The 17,278-nt window shown below is 61.0% G+C and carries 21 protein-coding genes; 11 read left to right on the top strand and 10 right to left on the bottom strand.

Features of this window, described 5'->3' with window-relative positions; translation table 11 throughout:
- Window positions 1-92: 92 nt before the first annotated feature.
- Window positions 93-1,031 carry a zinc ribbon domain-containing protein gene (locus AWB64_RS24935; protein WP_157766694.1) on the top strand — a complete coding sequence of 313 codons (939 nt, stop codon included), beginning with the start codon at window positions 93-95 and terminating at the stop codon, window positions 1,029-1,031.
- 11 nt (window positions 1,032-1,042) lie between these two features.
- On the opposite strand, the gene AWB64_RS24940 is transcribed toward AWB64_RS24935, so the two are convergent.
- The 3 genes from AWB64_RS24940 to AWB64_RS24950 form a co-directional block, all read right to left on the bottom strand.
- On the bottom strand, window positions 1,043-1,525 hold the full coding sequence (locus tag AWB64_RS24940; RefSeq protein ID WP_060858112.1) for a low affinity iron permease family protein: 483 nt from the start codon (window positions 1,523-1,525) through the stop codon (window positions 1,043-1,045).
- Window positions 1,526-1,656: 131 nt separating this feature from the next.
- Window positions 1,657-1,965 carry a type II toxin-antitoxin system RelE/ParE family toxin gene (locus AWB64_RS24945; RefSeq protein WP_060858113.1) on the bottom strand — a complete coding sequence of 103 codons (309 nt, stop codon included), beginning with the start codon at window positions 1,963-1,965 and terminating at the stop codon, window positions 1,657-1,659.
- Window positions 1,962-2,240 (bottom strand): YlcI/YnfO family protein, encoded by a 279-nt coding sequence (locus tag AWB64_RS24950; RefSeq protein ID WP_060858114.1) that lies wholly within the window; start codon window positions 2,238-2,240, stop codon window positions 1,962-1,964. Before AWB64_RS24950 ends, AWB64_RS24945 begins: the two co-directional genes overlap by 4 nt.
- Window positions 2,241-2,469: 229 nt before the next feature.
- Here AWB64_RS24950 and AWB64_RS24955 point away from each other — a divergent pair, with 229 nt between their 5' ends.
- The 3 genes from AWB64_RS24955 (at window position 2,470) to AWB64_RS24965 (ending at window position 5,008) form a co-directional block, all read left to right on the top strand.
- The gene (locus AWB64_RS24955; protein WP_060858115.1) at window positions 2,470-3,810 is read left to right on the top strand and encodes a TAXI family TRAP transporter solute-binding subunit; all 1,341 of its coding nucleotides are present in this window, start codon (window positions 2,470-2,472) and stop codon (window positions 3,808-3,810) included.
- Between the two features lie 119 nt (window positions 3,811-3,929).
- A complete protein-coding gene (locus AWB64_RS24960; RefSeq protein WP_060858116.1) occupies window positions 3,930-4,412 on the top strand; it encodes a GNAT family N-acetyltransferase in 483 nt (160 codons plus the stop codon).
- The gene (locus tag AWB64_RS24965; RefSeq protein ID WP_060858117.1) at window positions 4,412-5,008 is read left to right on the top strand and encodes an FMN-dependent NADH-azoreductase; all 597 of its coding nucleotides are present in this window, start codon (window positions 4,412-4,414) and stop codon (window positions 5,006-5,008) included. Before AWB64_RS24960 ends, AWB64_RS24965 begins: the two co-directional genes overlap by 1 nt.
- Window positions 5,009-5,022: 14 nt before the next feature.
- Here the strand turns inward: AWB64_RS24965 and pdxR are convergent, their stop codons facing one another.
- A complete protein-coding gene (gene pdxR / locus AWB64_RS24970) occupies window positions 5,023-6,471 on the bottom strand; it encodes a MocR-like pyridoxine biosynthesis transcription factor PdxR (protein WP_060858118.1) in 1,449 nt (482 codons plus the stop codon).
- Between the two features lie 115 nt (window positions 6,472-6,586).
- Between pdxR and AWB64_RS24975 the strand changes: the two genes are divergently transcribed.
- Window positions 6,587-7,024, top strand: coding sequence for a carboxymuconolactone decarboxylase family protein (locus AWB64_RS24975; protein WP_060858119.1), 438 nt, complete (start codon window positions 6,587-6,589; stop codon window positions 7,022-7,024).
- Window positions 7,025-7,060: 36 nt separating this feature from the next.
- Here the strand turns inward: AWB64_RS24975 and AWB64_RS24980 are convergent, their stop codons facing one another.
- A complete protein-coding gene (locus tag AWB64_RS24980) occupies window positions 7,061-7,636 on the bottom strand; it encodes a TetR/AcrR family transcriptional regulator (RefSeq protein WP_060858120.1) in 576 nt (191 codons plus the stop codon).
- A 141-nt stretch (window positions 7,637-7,777) separates the two neighbouring features.
- On the opposite strand from AWB64_RS24980, the gene AWB64_RS24985 reads away from it, so the two are divergent.
- Window positions 7,778-8,989: an MFS transporter gene (locus tag AWB64_RS24985; RefSeq protein ID WP_060858121.1), complete on the top strand. Its 1,212-nt coding sequence runs from the start codon at window positions 7,778-7,780 to the stop codon at window positions 8,987-8,989.
- 18 nt (window positions 8,990-9,007) lie between these two features.
- Here the strand turns inward: AWB64_RS24985 and AWB64_RS24990 are convergent, their stop codons facing one another.
- Both AWB64_RS24990 and AWB64_RS24995 read right to left on the bottom strand, forming a co-directional pair.
- Window positions 9,008-10,243 (bottom strand): MFS transporter, encoded by a 1,236-nt coding sequence (locus AWB64_RS24990; RefSeq protein WP_157766695.1) that lies wholly within the window; start codon window positions 10,241-10,243, stop codon window positions 9,008-9,010.
- A 10-nt stretch (window positions 10,244-10,253) separates the two neighbouring features.
- Complete coding sequence (locus AWB64_RS24995) at window positions 10,254-11,153, bottom strand: helix-turn-helix domain-containing protein (protein WP_060858123.1); 900 nt, start codon at window positions 11,151-11,153, stop codon at window positions 10,254-10,256.
- A gap of 191 nt (window positions 11,154-11,344) precedes the next feature.
- Here AWB64_RS24995 and AWB64_RS25000 point away from each other — a divergent pair, with 191 nt between their 5' ends.
- Entirely contained in the window at window positions 11,345-12,235 is an 891-nt protein-coding gene (locus tag AWB64_RS25000) for an NAD(P)H-binding protein (protein ID WP_060858124.1), read from the top strand.
- Window positions 12,236-12,370 (top strand): hypothetical protein, encoded by a 135-nt coding sequence (locus AWB64_RS32575; RefSeq protein ID WP_279616272.1) that lies wholly within the window; start codon window positions 12,236-12,238, stop codon window positions 12,368-12,370. It begins immediately after the preceding gene.
- A 5-nt stretch (window positions 12,371-12,375) separates the two neighbouring features.
- Here the strand turns inward: AWB64_RS32575 and AWB64_RS25005 are convergent, their stop codons facing one another.
- The gene (locus AWB64_RS25005; protein ID WP_060858125.1) at window positions 12,376-13,293 is read right to left on the bottom strand and encodes a glycerophosphodiester phosphodiesterase family protein; all 918 of its coding nucleotides are present in this window, start codon (window positions 13,291-13,293) and stop codon (window positions 12,376-12,378) included.
- A gap of 193 nt (window positions 13,294-13,486) precedes the next feature.
- Between AWB64_RS25005 and AWB64_RS25010 the strand changes: the two genes are divergently transcribed.
- Window positions 13,487-14,302, top strand: coding sequence for a TlpA family protein disulfide reductase (locus AWB64_RS25010; protein WP_060858126.1), 816 nt, complete (start codon window positions 13,487-13,489; stop codon window positions 14,300-14,302).
- 39 nt (window positions 14,303-14,341) lie between these two features.
- The gene (locus AWB64_RS25015; protein WP_060858127.1) at window positions 14,342-14,815 is read left to right on the top strand and encodes an MEKHLA domain-containing protein; all 474 of its coding nucleotides are present in this window, start codon (window positions 14,342-14,344) and stop codon (window positions 14,813-14,815) included.
- 17 nt (window positions 14,816-14,832) lie between these two features.
- Here AWB64_RS25015 and AWB64_RS25020 read toward each other — a convergent pair whose 3' ends face one another.
- Together AWB64_RS25020 and AWB64_RS25025 are read right to left on the bottom strand one after the other, a co-directional pair.
- Entirely contained in the window at window positions 14,833-15,777 is a 945-nt protein-coding gene (locus tag AWB64_RS25020; protein ID WP_060858128.1) for a 2-hydroxyacid dehydrogenase, read from the bottom strand.
- Window positions 15,774-16,187 (bottom strand): VOC family protein, encoded by a 414-nt coding sequence (locus tag AWB64_RS25025; RefSeq protein WP_060858129.1) that lies wholly within the window; start codon window positions 16,185-16,187, stop codon window positions 15,774-15,776. Before AWB64_RS25025 ends, AWB64_RS25020 begins: the two co-directional genes overlap by 4 nt.
- Window positions 16,188-16,286: 99 nt before the next feature.
- Here AWB64_RS25025 and AWB64_RS25030 point away from each other — a divergent pair, with 99 nt between their 5' ends.
- Window positions 16,287-17,156, top strand: coding sequence for a LysR family transcriptional regulator (locus AWB64_RS25030; RefSeq protein WP_060858130.1), 870 nt, complete (start codon window positions 16,287-16,289; stop codon window positions 17,154-17,156).
- The last annotated feature ends 122 nt before the right edge of the window (window positions 17,157-17,278 follow it).

Below are 17,278 nucleotides of genomic sequence, written 5' to 3' on the forward strand. Positions count from 1 at the left end.
CCGCCAGATTTTGGCGGATAAAGCTGATACTTAGGCGCGTCGACGCTATCGTTCTCCACGTAGCCTCTCGGAACATCGTCCGGGAAGGTGCCATGAACGCAAGCGTGAATATAAGCCCGATGTGCCGCCGCTGCGGCGAGCCGGTCGATCCGGATGCCGGAATCTGCCCGTCTTGCGGGTCGATTTCCTCGCCTACGGCCATACGCACGTCCGCGTATTCGACCATGTCCGGCACGACCAAGGGGCTGATCGCAATCGCGTTTGTCTGTGTGCTGGGCCTGGCGGGTTACACGTTGACGCCGGGCTCAATGCACAGCGCTCCCGCCGATACGAACGCCAGCGACGTTGCCCGCGCAGTGGAGGCCGAGCGCAGCCGGCCTCGCGAAGTGGTATCGGACAGCCGTAGCGATGCAAGCACGTCCGCTGCGCTCGACGCGGTACGCGAAAGCATCCAGCGTCACGACATGCAGTCCGCGAAGGTGCTGCTTGCGGCCATCCTTGCATTGCATCGGGACAATCCTGATGCACTCGCATTGCGCGACGAAGTGAAGGCGAACGAGCGTCAAGACAAGGTGGTTACGCCTGCTTCGACGGATACGCCGGATACGCCGGTTACGCCCACGCGTGCGGCTGACACGCGGCGAACATCGGCCGTCGTGGTTGCAACCCCGCGCAAGCAGACAGGCAAGCAGGGCGCGCATGGACATGCGGGGCGAACTTCGGCAAAGGCGGCGGTTGTCGCGAACACGAAGGTATCGAAGGGGAAAGTGACGGCGTCAAAGGCCGGCGCGCGAAAATCAGCGGCGAGCAAAAAAGCGCATGTTGCGACGCGTGAGCCGCGTGTCAAACAAAGACCCAAGACAAGCGTTGTCGCTCAGGCGTCGAAAGAGGGCGCTCCACGCGCGGTGCAGACGGCGAGTGGAGCGCCACCTGATTCAAACATCCATCAAGAGTCATCGCCGGGTCAGGGCGCAACGCCGGACAGCGCTTCAAAATCCGAGCGATGGCGTGATCGCGGCGGCGTGCGTTGAATGACCGAACCCTAAGCTGCCTTGGACGACGTACCTGCCACGGCCTCACCGTTTTTTTCGGCGGTCATTTTCAGGTAGACCGCCGCGAGACGTCTGAGCTCGTCTTCCGATGCATCCTCGATCCCGATCAGATGATTGTCGGCCGGCCGATGAGAAGCCAGCAACTCATTGAGCTTGAGATGCAGCGCCACGCTGTCCTTGTTCTGACTTTGCTGAATCAGGAACACCATGACGAACGTCACGATGGTCGTTCCCGTATTGATGACTAGTTGCCAGTCTTCTGAATAGTGAAAGACGGGACCGGTCACGGCCCACACAACAATGCTGATGACAGCCAGGCCAAAGGCGACGGGCGAACCCGCCCATCGGGTGACCGCGCTTGCAAAGATATCGAAGGTACGGGTGATGGGGTTGCTTGCCGCATAGGCGGGACTCGATGTGTCAGGCACCGTGTCGAGTGTATCCGTCGACGAGGATAACGTTTCCTTACGCATCGCTTTCTCCTTTGATTCGATGTTTCCCGGAAGCAGAAGAGCAATAAGCGTTCCGATGTCGACGATTTCTGGACAATGGTAAGGGCAGCGTAAGCGCTATCAGATTACGTACTTTCTGCCGTTCGCTTTGGTCAGTGGTAGTCGTCTTCACGTTGATGACGCACCGCCAAGATTGTCACGGTATCGGCGTCGTCGATTTCGAAAAGCGCCACATATCCTGAACTGCCAAAAGGAATGATCAGCTCACGCAAGAATGGGAGATGCGATTGCGCCTTGCGGCAGGTGAAGGGAGAGGTACGCAGGGTTGCGATACCAGCGCGCACTGCGCGAAGTGCGCGCTCGGCTAATGCAAGGTCCTGGGGATCGCGAGTGAGGAGAAAATCGTAAAGTCGGTCAAGATCGTCTGCGGCGCTACCGGTAAAGCGTATTTCGAACGTCATCGGCGCGTCTTGCCTCGCGCCTTTGCGGCGTCGAGCCGCTTGCTTAACCGGGCCAGCACTTCTTCAGCCGGAACATAGTCGCCGCTTTGTTTTGCCTGGGCACGCGAAACGAGTCCGCGCGCCACGAATTCACTGTGATTCTGGCGGCGCACGATATTTTCACGGATCGCCTGTTCCACGAAGCCGGACAGGCTTTCGCCTTCCTGCAAGACGCTTTCCGCTGCTTCACGTAATTCGGGTTCAACTCGCACCGACGGAAAAGTCGCTGTTTTCATGATCTGCTCCATGCATCGCAATTGCAATGCATTGTGCCGGGATTTTGAACATACGGCAAGAGCATGCGCCGAACTCTCTTCCCAGACCGATGCCCATTCGGTTGCACTGGAAAGCACGATTGCTTTCCGCGAACGAATTCAGTGAGAATCGTGCGTAGCTGCCATCAGGCGGTCACAAACGAAAGTCCCGGCGAACACAGTAAAGCAGAAGCATCCCTGATGGGTTCTCATGAAAAAATATCGCCCGCGTCTTCCGCAAGACCATTCGCATGTGGCATGGCGTGAGCTTTCGCTGACGTCGTTACCCATTGCGCTCGTGTTTGTCGCGTTGGTCGGCTTGGTCGTCTGGCTGGCCGATCCCGCGCCGCCGAAGATCATCACCATCAGCGCAGGGCCGCAGGATAGTTCGCTGCTCAACACCGCCAACGCTTATAAAAAGATCCTGGCGCGCAACGGCATCACGCTCAAGGTGCTGGAATCCGATGGGTCCGTGCAGAACCTGCAGCGCTTGATGGATCCCAAGCAGCATGTCGATATCGCGCTGGTTCAGGGCGGTGTGTCGAACGAAGCGGCGAGGGCTTCGCTGATGTCGCTCGGGAGCATCTTTTATATTCCCATCGTGGTGTTTTATCGCGGCAAGGGATTGACGCAGCTTTCGCAACTCGAGGGCAAGCGCATTGCGATAGGACGCGAAGGCAGCGGAACGCGCAGGCTGTCACTCAACCTGCTGGAGGCAAACGGCATTTCCACGGGCGGCGACACGCAACTCATGCCCTTCGACGGCATGCAGGCGGCGGAGCAACTGGTGGCGGGCAATATCGATGCCGCCATGCTCAGCGGCGACTCGACCACGCGTTCGCTGATGCTGCGGCTTCTCGGCATACCGGGAATCTCCGTTATGGATTTCGCGGAAGCGAGCGCCTATACGCGCCTGTTTCCCTACCTTGATGAAATCGACTTGCCACCCGGCGTTCTCGATCTTCGAAGAAAGGTGCCGCGCGAAACCTTGCACATGATTGGTCCGACAGTTGAAATAGTGGCGCGGCCGAATTTGCATCCGGCCATATCGGACCTGCTGATCGAGGCGGCGCAGGAGATGCATGGCGCGGCCGGTCTGTTGCAGCGCGCGGGGGATTTTCCGAACACCACGGCCCGCGAATACAGGATCAGTGAAGACGCCACGCGCTACTACAAGTCGGGGAAGAGCTTTCTTTATCGCGTGTTGCCGTTCTGGGTCGCGAGCATTACGGACCGGATTCTCGTGCTGTTGCTGCCCGTGGCCGTGCTGCTGTTTCCGGCGTTGCGATTAATCCCGGCGCTTTACGGCTGGCGCGTGCGCTCGCGGATCTATCGATATTATGGCGCGTTGATTGCGATCGAACGCGGCGCGCTGGCTGCATCGACCGAGGAGCAGCGCCATGCGCTGCTGGCGGAACTCGATGAAATCGAAGCGTCGCTCAACACGCTACGAATGCCGCTCGCTTATGCCGATGCGTTCTATGTGCTGCGAGAGCACGTCGGTTTTGTGCGGATGCATTTGGGCGGCGCGGCGCACGAACCGGCGCATTAGTGCGCTGGGCGAGCCGAGCTTGAGCCGTTCGCTGATGGCCTAGTGCCTTTGCGGCTTCTTGGCTCTGTAAGGCTTCGTCGCGACGCGCTATCGTGGCTCCTTCTTCAGGAAGGAATCACATGAACCCAAGCACTGTCTTCAGGCACCTCGAAGATCCCGCCGGGATTGCGACGGCCTTCGGCGTGATGCGCGAATTGCGTCCGCATCTCACCACAGCCGACGCTTTCGCCCGGCAGGTTCATCGTCAGTTTGCGCAGGGGTATCGGCTCCTGGCGGCTTGCGAAGGGAATGCCTCCGGTGATGCGCCAATCGGGTTGGGCGGTTATCGCTTCCTGGAAAACCTGATCTATGGCCGCTTTGTGTACGTCGATGACCTCGTCGTGACCGCGCGTCTGCAGCGCTCGGGCGTTGGCGGCGAACTGCTCGCGCAGGTTCGCCGGATCGCACAGGAAGCGGGTTGCGATCATTTCGTGCTCGACACCGGCCTGCACATGGCGCTTGCCCAGCGCTTTTATTATCGACAAGGCTTGTTGGCGAAAGGCATGCATTTCGTCGAGTCGTTGTCGCCGGCATTGTCATCATCGAACGCAAGGAAAACCTGATGCGCGCTCTCTTGTTGAACAGCAGCCCACATGGCGAAGCGAGCCACGCGTACCGGTTAGCGCGGAACATGACCGGGGCGCTCGATGCAGAAGTCATCGAGCGGGATCTGGCCGCCGATCCGCTGCCGCCGATCAGCCGCGGCTATGCGGCGGCGGTGACCTCGGGAAACCCGCAAGCCGATGCCTTTGGCTGGTCAGAACGGTTGATTCGGGAAGTCGAGGACACGGATCTGCTGATCATCGCCACGCCGATGCACAACTTCACGGTCCCTGCCGCGCTGAAACTCTGGATAGATCACGTCCTGCGGATCGATCGAACCTTCAAGTCCACGCCGGGCGGCAAGGTCGGCATGATGCAGGACCGGCCAACCTTCGTGCTGGTTGGATCGGGTGGTTTTCACAGCGGCGAGCGAGCGCGGCAGCCCGATTTCCTGACGCCGTATCTTCGCTACGCACTCGAATCCATAGGCATACTGAACGTGCATTTCGTGCTGATGCAAGGGCTGGTCGGCGGCGATGCCGCAGTGTCCGCTGCGTTGCTGGAGGCACGCAACGCGCTGTCGATGCATGCTCCTTTCACCACGGTTTCCGCGTAGTCCTATGGGTTGCCCTATGCATCGGCCGCACGCCTGAGTTCGAGCGCGCGGCGCATTGCCTGATCTTCGCTGGCTACGTTTGCAAAGCCCAGCACCAATCCGCTTTGCGGCGGCGCGTTCATATACCAGCGCGATAACGCCTGCTCGCCAAAGCCGCTCGCGCGGGCGTGGTCCGCAACGGCAGTGTCATCCGTGCCATCGACAAATCGCGCCGCCATCTGCAAGCCGCCGGGCGGAAGGTCGATCGCGAGACGCTCACCAAATACCTCGGCGAGCGCACGCGCGGTCACGTCGCGCCGTTGTGCGTAAAGCAGACGCATCTTCTTGAGATGCCGCGCGAAGTGGCCTTCCGCCATGAAGTCCGTCACGCTTGCCTGCAGCAAATAGGGCGACCCCGCGTTCATGCTGGCGCAGACCTCGTGAAAGCGCTGCGTTGCGTTGACCGGCGCGACCACGTAAGCAAGCCGCAATCCCGGAAACATCACCTTGCTGAATGTGCCGCTGTAGATCACGCGGTCGTGCCGGTCCAGGCTTTTGAGCGCGGGGAGAGGACGCCCTGCATAGCGGAACTCGCTGTCGTAGTCGTCCTCGATAACCCAACTGCCGTTCGCCGCCGCCCAGTGGAGCAGGGCCATCCGGCGTTCAAGCGACAAGGTCACGCCCATCGGACTCTGATGCGATGGCGTAACGACCGCGAAGCGTGCGTCCGCCTTCAGCGCGAGTCCGTGTTCGACGCAGATGCCATGTTTATCGATGGGAACGGGCACCAGCCGCGCGTTCACTTCGAGCAGGAAACGCCGGGCGAGGATGTAGCCGGGGTCCTCGAACCAGAAGGCATCGTCGGGCGTGGCGAGGCTGCGCAGCACGAGCTCGAGCGTCGCGCGATAACCTGTCGTGACAAATACCTGCTCGGGCACGCACTCCACGCCGCGGGACAAGCCAAGGTAGGTCGCGATCCGCTCGCGCAATGGCCAGTAGCCAGCGGGATCCGGATAGGCGAACGCGCTGGCGTCGCCGCTGCGCAACCGGTGCGCGACCAGCCGGTTCCAGACCTTGCGCGGGAATGCATCGATTGCGGGCAGGCCCAGTTGAAACGGCTTCGGCGTGCCGCCGCCGTGCTGCGGCGAAGCGGGCGCGCCTGGTGCGCCCGGTGTTCCCGGCCTGGCTTGTCCCGCCCGCGTGACTCCGCTTACCGAGACCGGAAGCGCGGGCGACACGATTGTTCCCGCCGCGCCACGAACCTGCAGATACCCTTCGTCGGTGAGGATGCGATAAGCCATCTCAACCGTTCCACGCGCCACGCTCAGTTCCATGGCAAGGCCGCGCACCGCCGGCACGCGATCGCCTGAGCGCAAATGCCCTTGCGCAATCGCCGTCTTGAAGCGCTGGCATATCTGCAGATAAACCGGCACGGAAAGCGCACGGTCGATACCCAGATCGATATTCGGCAAGGCAGGCTTCATGGACCAGTCATTGTGATGATTCTTGGCTCTTCTGGGCAGGCCATGATTTTCGCATACTGCTTGCGTGGCTCGAAACCCGACGCCAACTCACCACCGACCCTGTAAGGAGCTTTTCATGAAAAAACGCCTTGATTTTCTCAAAGCCAATCCCGCTGTCGTGAAGGCCATGATGGGCGTTGAGGAGCAGATCAGCAAAAGCCCGCTCGATCAGATCCTGAAGGAACTCGTCAGGCTGCGCGCCTCGCAGATCAACGGCTGCGCGTTTTGCCTCGACATGCACGTGGCCGACGCACGCAAGGCCGGCGACACGGAACGGCGTCTCGCGACAGTGTCCGCATGGCGCGAAACGCCTTTTTTCAGCGAGCGCGAACGCGCTGCGCTGGAATGGACCGAAGCGCTGACGCTGGTCTCGCAAGGGCACGTGCCGGATTCGGTCTGGGAAGCCGTCCGCCCACATTTCGACGACAAGGAATTGACCGATCTGACACTGCTCGTGACGTCGATCAATAGCTGGAACCGTTTTGCAATCGCGTTTCGCAAGATGCCGGAATAAGCCCGGACGTCCTCCAAAGTCCCTTGTTTTAAGGGCTCAAGCCTCGGCGCGCGCGTCCAGCAGCAATGAAACGCGCGTGCGGGCGAAGGCGGGATCGATGGGTTCGTCGTCAAAAAGCAGGCGATACATGATCGGCGCAACCACGCAGTCCATCACATCGTGCAGATCCGGCGGCGATTCACCGCGCTCCGCGGCGCGTTCCAGGATCATGCGCACCTGCGAACGCGTAATCGCCGCGCACTGGCAGGCGGGTCCGCTGCCGTCGGCATTCATGCCCGCGAGCACGTCGCGTGTCAGCGCGCGGCCGGGCGCCGACGACATTTCATCCTGGTAACCCTGCGCCCAGGTCGCCAGATCGCCTTGCAGCGATCCGGTGTCGGCGGGGCCGTTATCCGGATAAAACCGCTGCACGGCGACATCGGCGAGAAGGGTCTGCAGATCGCCCCAACGCCGGTAAATCGTCGATGGCGTCACGCCTGCCCGCGCCGCGACCTGCGGCACGGTGATCGCGTCGCGCGGCATTTCGGCCAGCAAGCCATTGACCGCCTGATGGACCGACTCCTGAACCCGCGCGCTTCTGCCACCGGGCCGCAAACCTTCTCGTGCTGCCATATGTTTCACTCCTGCCCGTTTTCCCTGCCGTACTGCGCCATACCGAATCAAAACCACTAAAGCTAAAAAGTTGCGTTAACGCTAAATAACGCGCACAATCCGCTAAAGCAATTATTTTGCGTTTAATCGCCGGAGTGTGCAATGGCTATCGATACCAATACCAGTTCGTCCCGCCCGCGTTCTTCGCAGGCGCTCTGGCTTTATGCGCTTGCCGCGTCGACGTTCTTCGCGGCGTCCAGCGCGCCTACGCCGCTTTATCGCGTGTATCAGGATGCGTGGGGATTTTCGTCGGCCATGGTGACGCTCGTGTTCGCGAGCTACGCGTTCAGTTTGCTGGTGGCGCTGCTGACGACCGGCTCGCTTTCCGATCACATTGGGCGGCGTCCGGCGATTGTGGGCGCAATCGTGCTGGAGGTCGTCGCCATGCTCGTTTTCGCCGATGCAAACAGCGTCGGCGTCCTGATCGCGGCGCGCGTGCTGCAGGGTTTTGCGACCGGCGCGGCGACCAGTGCATTGGGCGCCGCGATCCTCGATACAAGCCGCACACGGGGTTCCCTGGTCAATACGCTTTCGCCGCTATTCGGCATGGGCGTGGGCGCGCTTGGATCGAGCATGCTGGTGGAATATGCGCCCGCGCCCATGCGTCTCGTGTATCTGGTGTTGATTGCCTTGTTCGTGCTGCAGGCCGTCTGGGTCATGGCGCTGCCCGAAACCGTGAGCCGGCTTCCCGGTACGCTCGCCTCGCTGGTTCCGCGCGTACGCGTTCCCGTGGCGGCGCGCGGCGCATTGTTGCGCATCGCGCCGGTCAACGTCGCGGTGTGGGCGTTGGGCGGTTTCTATCTGTCGCTCGGGCCTTCGCTTGCGCGCGCCGTCACCGGCACCAACAACGCCACCATGGGCGGCTGGGTCGTTTTCGCGCTGACGACTGGCGGTCTCGTCGCCGTTCTGCTGTTGCGTGCGTTGAGCACATTGCGCCTGCTTCTGACCGGCGCGATCGTGCTCGCAGTCGGCTTGCTGATCACGCTTGCCGGCGTGCATGCGGGCAGCGCGGGAATTTTTTTCGCCGGGACGGTTATCGCGGGGATGGGTTTTGGCTCGGCGTTCCAGGGCGCACTGCGCTCGGTCCTGCCGCTCGCACAAGCGCATGAACGGGCAGGGCTGATGGCGGCGCTGTACGTGCTGAGCTATCTCGCATTCAGCATCCCGGCGATCCTCGCGGGAACGATGGCGCATGCGGTCGGCCTGCGGTTGACCACTGACGTGTACGGCATTTCGCTCGTCGTGCTGGCCGCGATGACCGTGGTCGCGAGCGGCCTGGGCCGGAACGCTGCGATGGCGCGCGAGGGGAGTTAGCAAAGCTGCGCCGCAGGGTCACTTTTGCATCACGCCCGCAGGGCTGAAACAGTAGGCAACCGCGCCGATCATGAGCGGCGCTGCGGTCACGAGGAACAAGCGCGAATAAAGCTCCGCATTCGGGACACCCGCATAACGGGCATGCTCTGCGATCAAGCCGAAGACGCTGCTTGCGAGCGCGATACCAAGAAACACGAGGCTATTGAGCAGCCCGAGTCCAAGTCCGAGCTTCGCAGGCGCGATGATGGCGCGCGCCTGTGACATCACGAGCGGGTGAATCGCGCCGACCGACAGCAGCAGGCAGATCGCGCCGATGCTCACAACCGGGCTCCCCGCCGGGCTCAGCGCGAGCACGAATGCAGCGAGGATGCCGCTGGCGAGCCAGCCGAGCGCGAGGGCTTTCGGCGCCCAGCGCCGCACGAGCAACGGAATGACGAATGACGCTGCGATCCCCGCGATGCTCGTGACGGTCATTGCATTGCCGCGCGCGATGACATCGAAGCCGAATACATCGGCGAGATAAGGGCCGCCCCACGACGTGCGAAACGTTCCGCCCACCGACATGGCGAGGCAGACGGGCATCAAGGTCCACATGCCACGCCGCCCCGGCGACGCTTCCACTGCCGCGTGATGCGCCTCGTGGGAAGGGTTATCGTTGCGACGGCGCACGAAAAACACAATGCCGAGCGTCGCGATCAGCATGAACGCGCCCGATAGCCCAAGCACCGGCCGCCAGCCGAAAACGGATGTCGCCCGGCTAAGCGGGAACGCCGCCAGCAAGCCGCCGATCATGCCAATAGCGCTCGCCGTAGTGATGGACCGGACACTGCGCGGACTGCCGCCATCGGTCTCGCGCAGCACATGGTTGAGCAGGCCCATGAACACCGGTGCGCATCCCAGTCCGATTCCCGCCTGCGCGATGATTGCCAATGCGGGGACTGTCGTCATCGATAACAGTCCCGCGCTCACCGTGCCAATGCTCATGAGCACGGCTGTGGGATAACGCACGCCGAAGCGGTCAAAGAGCACGCCGACCGGGATTTGCGCAGCGGCGAAGACGAGAAAGAATGCGCCCGAAAACCAGCCGAACATCTGCGGCGTAAAATGGAAATCGCCAATGAGCTGGGTCGATATCACTGCCACGTAGCTGCGAAAGAACTGGCTTAACACATAGCTGAAAGTGAGCGCCCACAAGCCGAAGTCCGCGCTGCGCGGGCGAGCCGATGCGGGCGATGTCTCCAGGATATCGGTCACTGAAAAAACGTCAGACGCCGATGCGCATTGCATCGTCTCCACGCGCTTTCGCAATCTCGCGTGGCGTGAGTCCAAGCAGCCGGTTCATCCAGTGCGCCATGTGGCTTTGATGCGAGAAACCTGTTTCGAGCGCGACCTGGCTCGTGCTGAGCTTGCCCTGCAGGAGCAGCGCCTTCGCACGTTCCACGCGCCGCTGCACCACGTATCGATGCACCGGCATGCCGAGCGTTTCGCGAAACAGCACCTTGAAGTGCGGCACGCTGAGTTGTGCGAGCGCCGCGAGTTCATCGAGCGTCAGGCGCTGATCCAGATTGCCCTCGATGAACTCGACAAGCCTCGCTGTCGTTCTCGGTGCCAGTTTGCGGCGACGGCTTTCCAGCGCGGCGCTGGTCGCGCCGCCATCGATAAGCCGCACGACCATCGCGGTGCAAAGGCTTTCGGCGTACAACGGGTCCGAGATATCGTCGGATTCGAGTTCCGCGCGCAACGCCCAGGCGAGATGCTGGAAGCGGGGATCGCGCATCTGAAGCTGTGGACGGATCCGTGCATGACCCGGCCGAACGTCGAGTTGCTCGAGCGTCTCGCTCGCGAACGGTTCGCTTATCCAGATGCTCAGGATCGTGCAGTCGGATTCATCGGTCCACTGGCCTTCGAGCCCTGCCGGTATGACATCGGCGTCGCCATGCGCCTGGATGCGCGAGAGCCGGTACTCGCTCGTCACGCAGCGCGCCATGACTGGCGGCCCGACGTGCACGCCGACCACGTGATGCGGCATTGCGGGAATCCGGTGCACGCCCGCGGATACGCCAAGCAGCGCTGCGCCGAAGCCATTCCAGCCACGGCCCTTGCTCGAGCGCAGATTGACGCGTGATCCGGAGGCGGGCGGCGGTAAAGGCGTAACGGCGTTCATGGCGGTTCCTCGCAAGGTCGGCAGCAGCGTGCATTGTGCGGGGTTTTTCGCGGGCTTGCTTGATGGATCGGAGCCGTGACGCAAGGCACAAAACCATCATCCGGATCTGCGCATTGTTATCCACGCCTGCGCGCCGTGAGCCGCGTTCTTTCCTACGATGTCGACATTCAATCGATACAAAGGAGCGGAACATGATCGTGATATTCGGCGCTTCAGGAAAAGTGGGAAGGGCAACGGCGGCTGCCTTGCGCAGCAGCGGTCAGGCTGTCCGTGCGGTGGTCAGGAACGCGCAGCAGGGTTCCGGTTTGATGCAACTGGGATGCGAAATGGCCATCGCCGATTTGCTGGACGAAGCTTCGGTGGCGAGCGCCATGCGCGGTGCCGACGCGGTTCAGATCCTCTGCCCGGTGCCCATAGCCGACGCACATCCGGCGAACACGATGCATCGCATGATCGACGTGACTGTCGCGGCCTTGCGCGCCAATCCGCCTGCGCGGGTCCTCGCGTTGTCCGACTATGGCGCGGAGCTGGAAAGCGGCACGGGCATCACCATGCTTTTTCATGCGCTCGAAATGCAACTGAAGCCGGCGGTGCAAAACCTGACGCTGTTGCGTGCCGCCGAGCATATGCAGAACTGGGCGCGGGTACTGCCGGCGGCGTTATCGACCGGGATTTTGCCTAGCCTGCATCATCCGCTGAGCAAACGCTTTCCTACCGTCGCCGCGCAAGATGTCGGCCGGGTTGCAGCCGAACTGCTGCTCGACAGCGGTCACGCCAATGCGCTGCGCACGGTCAGCGTGGAAGGCCCACAACGCGTGAGTGCGCCCGATGTCGCCCGCACCTTGAGCGAACTCAGCGGCCGCGAGATCGCGGCGCATGCGCTGCCGCGTGATGCATGGGCGCCCACGCTGTTGCGCGCGGGCCTGAGCGCGGAGCATGCGAAGCTCATCACGGATCTTTACGACACGCACAATGCAGGTCTCATCGACGCTCAGGTGTTTGGCGAACGGCGCTTCGGCACGACGCAGTTGTCCGAGGTGCTGGCGTCGATGCTGCCATCGAATGCAACGGCGGAGCGTTGAATGCGTACGCAATCCGTGCCTGCGCGCATATCCCTCACCATTGTCTTGTTGCTTGCCGGATGGATCGGAGGCCGTGCGCTGCAACGCACGATCGACTCCATTCCCGACAGCAACGACGACTTCATCTTCTTTTGACGTTGTTATGGCGATGGCGTCTTTTCCATACGCATCGCGCGCGGCGAGTCAGTCATGACAGCATCGATTCCGAGCCTTGCCGCGCTTGCGTAGGCTTCGGCGGAATCCACGCCGAACGCGACGATCTTCACGTCCCCGTTTGTCTTGAAGCATTTCACGGCGGCGGGCGTCCACCATCGTGCATCCACTTTCGATACGCCTGTCCCGAGCGTGAAGCGTTCAATAACCTCGACCTGACGATGCAACTCGATGCCGACCCAGCTTCCAGCGGGCGGCGGGTTTTCGCATGCGCCTCCAAGCGATAAATCCACCAGGCGGTCGCGCGTGGCGTCGCGGGTTTCAAACACTTGCGCCTTCGGGTAGGACGCTATCAAGTGGATGGCTTCGGCATCGGTGGAATACAGGCGCACCCGCGACCATGCATTCGAGTCGTCTAGAACGCGAGCAACGGCAGCCACGAGCGGTGCTGCCGGCGTTTGTTTCATATCCAGCATGATGGGCACATTGGAGGGCACGGCTTGCAACGCCTCGCTCAGCGTGGGAATGCGCAGCGGCTTGCCGCGATACGGGAACGTGACTTGTCCCGATGCGTCCTTCACTTCGAATGAATATCCCGCATTGAGCTTCTTAATGTCGCTTAGCGTGATGTCGTCGATACGGCCATGCCCTTCAGTCAGCGCATCAAGATCACCCGGGCGATAAAGCACAGGAACACCATCCTTGGTCACTTGAACCGTCATCCAGAGCGCGTCGGCGCCGTTATCGAGCGCCGTACGGAATGCCTGCAACGTGTTTTCCGGCGTGTCGCCCGTGCCGCCACGATGAGCGACTATCAAAGGCGCTGCGTTCAAGGACGTCGCGGGCAACGCCATGAGCACGCATAGCGCGGCTACATTGAAAAATCTGCAAGCGCCTGATGTCATTGTTTTGTCATCCATAACAAATATGAAAATTGAACCGGCAATACTATATCTCGCCTGCGTCGCGGTGAATGATCGAGCGCAAGGGATTAGCCGGTAATAAGCTCGCGTAGACTGCCGCCTTGCACATGCGAGCCGGTCCGGTCTCCCCGCACCGTTTCATTGAGTCGTTTCCAGAACAGCAGGCAGCATTCAGATGAACGTCGGTCTTTTCACCTTGCCCATTGCACCGCTTGTTTTCCTTGTCAGCGTGGTTGTTGCACTTCTCGCCGGATGGATTTTTCGCAAAGGCCACACGGATGTGGATGGCGCGATTTTCACGAGCGTTTTCATTGCACTGATCGTGGCGCGATTGTCATTCGCGTGGCGTTATTTGCCCGCGTACAAAGACGACTTGTGGAAAATTCTCGACTACCGCGACCAGGGATTCGATTCTGTTCCGGGGCTGATGGCCGGAGCGTGCCTGGTGATTTTTTTCGCGGCGCGTCGACGCGCGATGCGCGTGCCTTTGTTGGCGGCGGTCATTTCGGGCTCGTTCGTGTGGGGTGGCGCTACCGTTGCGATGGGCGTTGTCCGTTCATCGGGAACGATCCCGGTTGTTTCATTGCTAAACATGGAAGGCGTGCGACAGCCGCTCTCGAAAGGCAATGGCCGCCCGGTCGTGCTGAATCTTTGGGCGACATGGTGCCCGCCGTGCCAGGCGGAAATGCCGGTTCTGGAAGAGGCGCAGAGGAATATTCGGGGTATCGAAATCGTTTTCGTGAATCAAGGCGAAACGCGGGAGGTGGTCGATGCTTATCTACACTCGCGTGGCATCGGGATTAAGAACGCGTTCCTTGATCCGCAACTTACGGTGGCGAAAGCCGTCGCCGCGAGGGCATATCCAACGACGCTGTTCTACGATGCGCAAGGCCATTTGTTATCGGCGCATCTGGGCCAGTTTTCACGCGCCACGTTCATGCAGGCCATGGAACAGTTCTATCCGGACATTGCAGCGAGCGTTGCGCAATAATGCCGGCGTGAAAAACGATCTTTAACCGGACTTTGACTTATGACGACATCGCCAGACCTTTCCTTAGCGCTTGACCCCGACTTCTGCAAGCTGCTTGTAAATAGCCATCTACGCGTTGTCGGCAAGCCGTTGATCGATCCGGACGAATTGCAGCAAGATGCCGCCCGATGGCTTTATGAAAACGCGCCATTTTGCGTGGTTGCGCACAACACCGACGCGGACCCGCGCTTTGTCTACGCAAACCGCGCGGCGCAAGAATGCTTTGAATATTCATGGAGCGAAATGACGGCGTTGCGTTCGCGTCTGTCGGCTGAGCATCCAAATCGCGACGAGCGCGACGCACTGCTGGAATCGGTGCGAACCAGGGGATATGCGAGCGGCTATCGCGGACTTCGTATAGCGAAATCGGGAAGGCGTTTCTGGATAGAGAACGTGACGGTCTGGAACCTGATCGACGATGACGGTGTGTATCGTGGGCAGGCAGCGACGTATCGCCAGTGGAAGGATGTTTGAGTTCAGGTCAGGTCAGGTCAATAACCCCGTGCACGATCGACCGATTCGGGGATCTGGCCCGTTTCGCGGTATCGGTTGATGTTTTGCGCAATGATTGCCGATGCTGTTCTGCAATCTGTCGGCGCGGAGATATGCGGCAATACAGTGACGTCTGGATGCGCCCATTGCCAGGCATCGGGCGGCAACGGTTCCACGCTGAAGACGTCGAGGACCGCATGCTTGATATGGCCATTGTCAAGGCATGCGCGAAGGGCGTGATCGGAAATGATAGGTCCGCGCGCGAAGTTGATCAGCGACGCGCCAGATGGAACATGACCGAGCGTTTCTGCATTCAATAGATCGTTCGTGCCCGCAGTGAGCGGCAGCAGGCAGATCAGAATGTCGGCTTTCGCGAGCATTGCGGGCAATTCTGATTCACCTGCAAAACATTCCACGCCCGCAAGCGTTTTGCGCGTCCTGCTCCAGCCGCAGACATTGAAACCCGCATCAAGCAGTCGACGCGCCGCGGCCTCGCCAAGCGCGCCCAAGCCAAGCAAGGCAATTGTCTTTGCTTGCGCTCGCGTGTATTCCAGCGGCATCCATATATGCTCGCGCTGCTGCGCGGCATAGAGCGGCATGTCGCGGTGCAGGAACATGGTCCACGCGAGCACGGCTTCCGCCATGGTGTCGGCAAGCTGCGGATCGACCAGCCTGACGATCTTCAGGTCCGTATCCGCGAGATCGGTCACCAGCCGCTCGACACCGGCCCATACGCTGTGCACCCACGCAAGACGCGGCAGTTGCCGGATGTCCTCGGGCAGCGGGTTGATGACAATCGCAAAGGTGCTTTCGGCTTTTGCCGCCGTGTCGAGTTCATTCAGCGGGACAATCCGTTCTCCCGGCATTTCGCGTTGCAACGCGGCGAGCCACTCGCGGGCAAACCGGTAATCCGGATTGACGACAAAAGGAATGGGTGCGTTCACTTCGCGTAGACCTTGTCGAGTTGCGCGAAGCCTTTTATTTCGATGGGGTTGCCGCTTGGATCGCGAAAAAACATGGTGGCTTGTTCGCCCGGTTCGCCTGCAAAACGCAAACTCGGTGGAATCACGAAGTCGATATTTGCGTCGACAAGACGACCCGCCAGCGAGCGCCAGTCGACCATGTCCATTACCAGGCCGAGATGAGGCATGGGCACCCAGTGTTCTCCGACCTTGCCCGTGTTGGTCACCGGGAAAGGCTCGCCAAGATGCAGCGAAATCTGATGGCCGAAAAAGTCGAAATCTACCCAGGTGCCGGTGCTGCGTCCTTCTTCGCAGCCGAGGAGGGCGCCATAGAACGCGCGCGCTTCATCGAGATTCGTTACGTGATAGGCGAGATGGAAAGCGGTTTGCATGGGCGCTGTTTACATGACGGAACGAGAACGATGGAAAGCCTAGCATCGCTATTTCGAAAGAGATAGCATGGATTATTTTCATCAACCAAAGGATTTCTTTTGGAGACGCGATATCTGAAGAGCTTGATTGCGGTCGTCGACTGTGGCTCTATAGCCGACGCGGCACGCACCGAGCACCTGACGGCCGCGGCAATCGGGCAGCGAATCCAGGCACTCGAACGGGAGCTTGGAATCGCGTTGCTGTCGCGCGATGGCTACACGGCGCGGCCCACGCAGGCATGCGTTGCGCTGATGCCGCGCGCGCGCCGCCTGGTGCGGGAAGCCACGCTGCTTCCCGGCGACGCCGACCTCGACGGCCTGAGCGGGCTCCTGCGCGTGGGCGCCATCTCGACGGCGCTGACAGGCATGCTTCCCGGCCCGTTGCGCGCGTTGACCCAGCGCGCGCCGCAAGCCCGGCCCGTGATCGTGCCGGGCACCTCGCGTGCCTTGTTTCAGGCGTTGCAGGCGGGCGATCTGGATGCGGCCATTGTTGTCATGCCGCCATTCGCGCTCCCCAAAACGATTCAATGCGTCCTTCTGCGGCGCGAGCCGCTGGTGTTCATCGCCGATGCAAAAGCCCGCACAAGCGTGGCTTCGCTGCTGCAGCGCCGCCCATATATTCGCTACGATCCCGACGCATGGGGCGGCCGCTACGCCGCAAAATATCTCGCGGATAGCGCCCTTGAACCCACGGTCATGTGCGATCTGGACGCGCTCGAAGCAATCGCGCTGCTTGTGTCGGACGGCGTGGGCGTGAGCCTCGTGCCGCGCTGGGCGGGCATCGAGCGTTTTGCCGGCGATTGCAGGGTGACGCAGATTCCGGGCGGCGCGTACGAGCGCGAGATCGTATTGCTGGCTAGCGCGGAACCCGACCGGCCAAACCTGCTGTCGATTCTCGCGGAGGCGCTTCAGCCCCCCTTGAAGCGATAGCACGAGCGATTGTCTTCATCGGCACGGTCCGGTCATGTACCTGATGCTATAAAAATACAATCGGTGTAGGCAGGCGGATAATAAAAAACGCCTGAATCATGTTGTTCTACGAACGAATGCGA

It is taken from the genome of Caballeronia sordidicola (assembly GCF_001544455.2).
Classification (GTDB): Bacteria; Pseudomonadota; Gammaproteobacteria; order Burkholderiales; family Burkholderiaceae; genus Caballeronia; species Caballeronia sordidicola.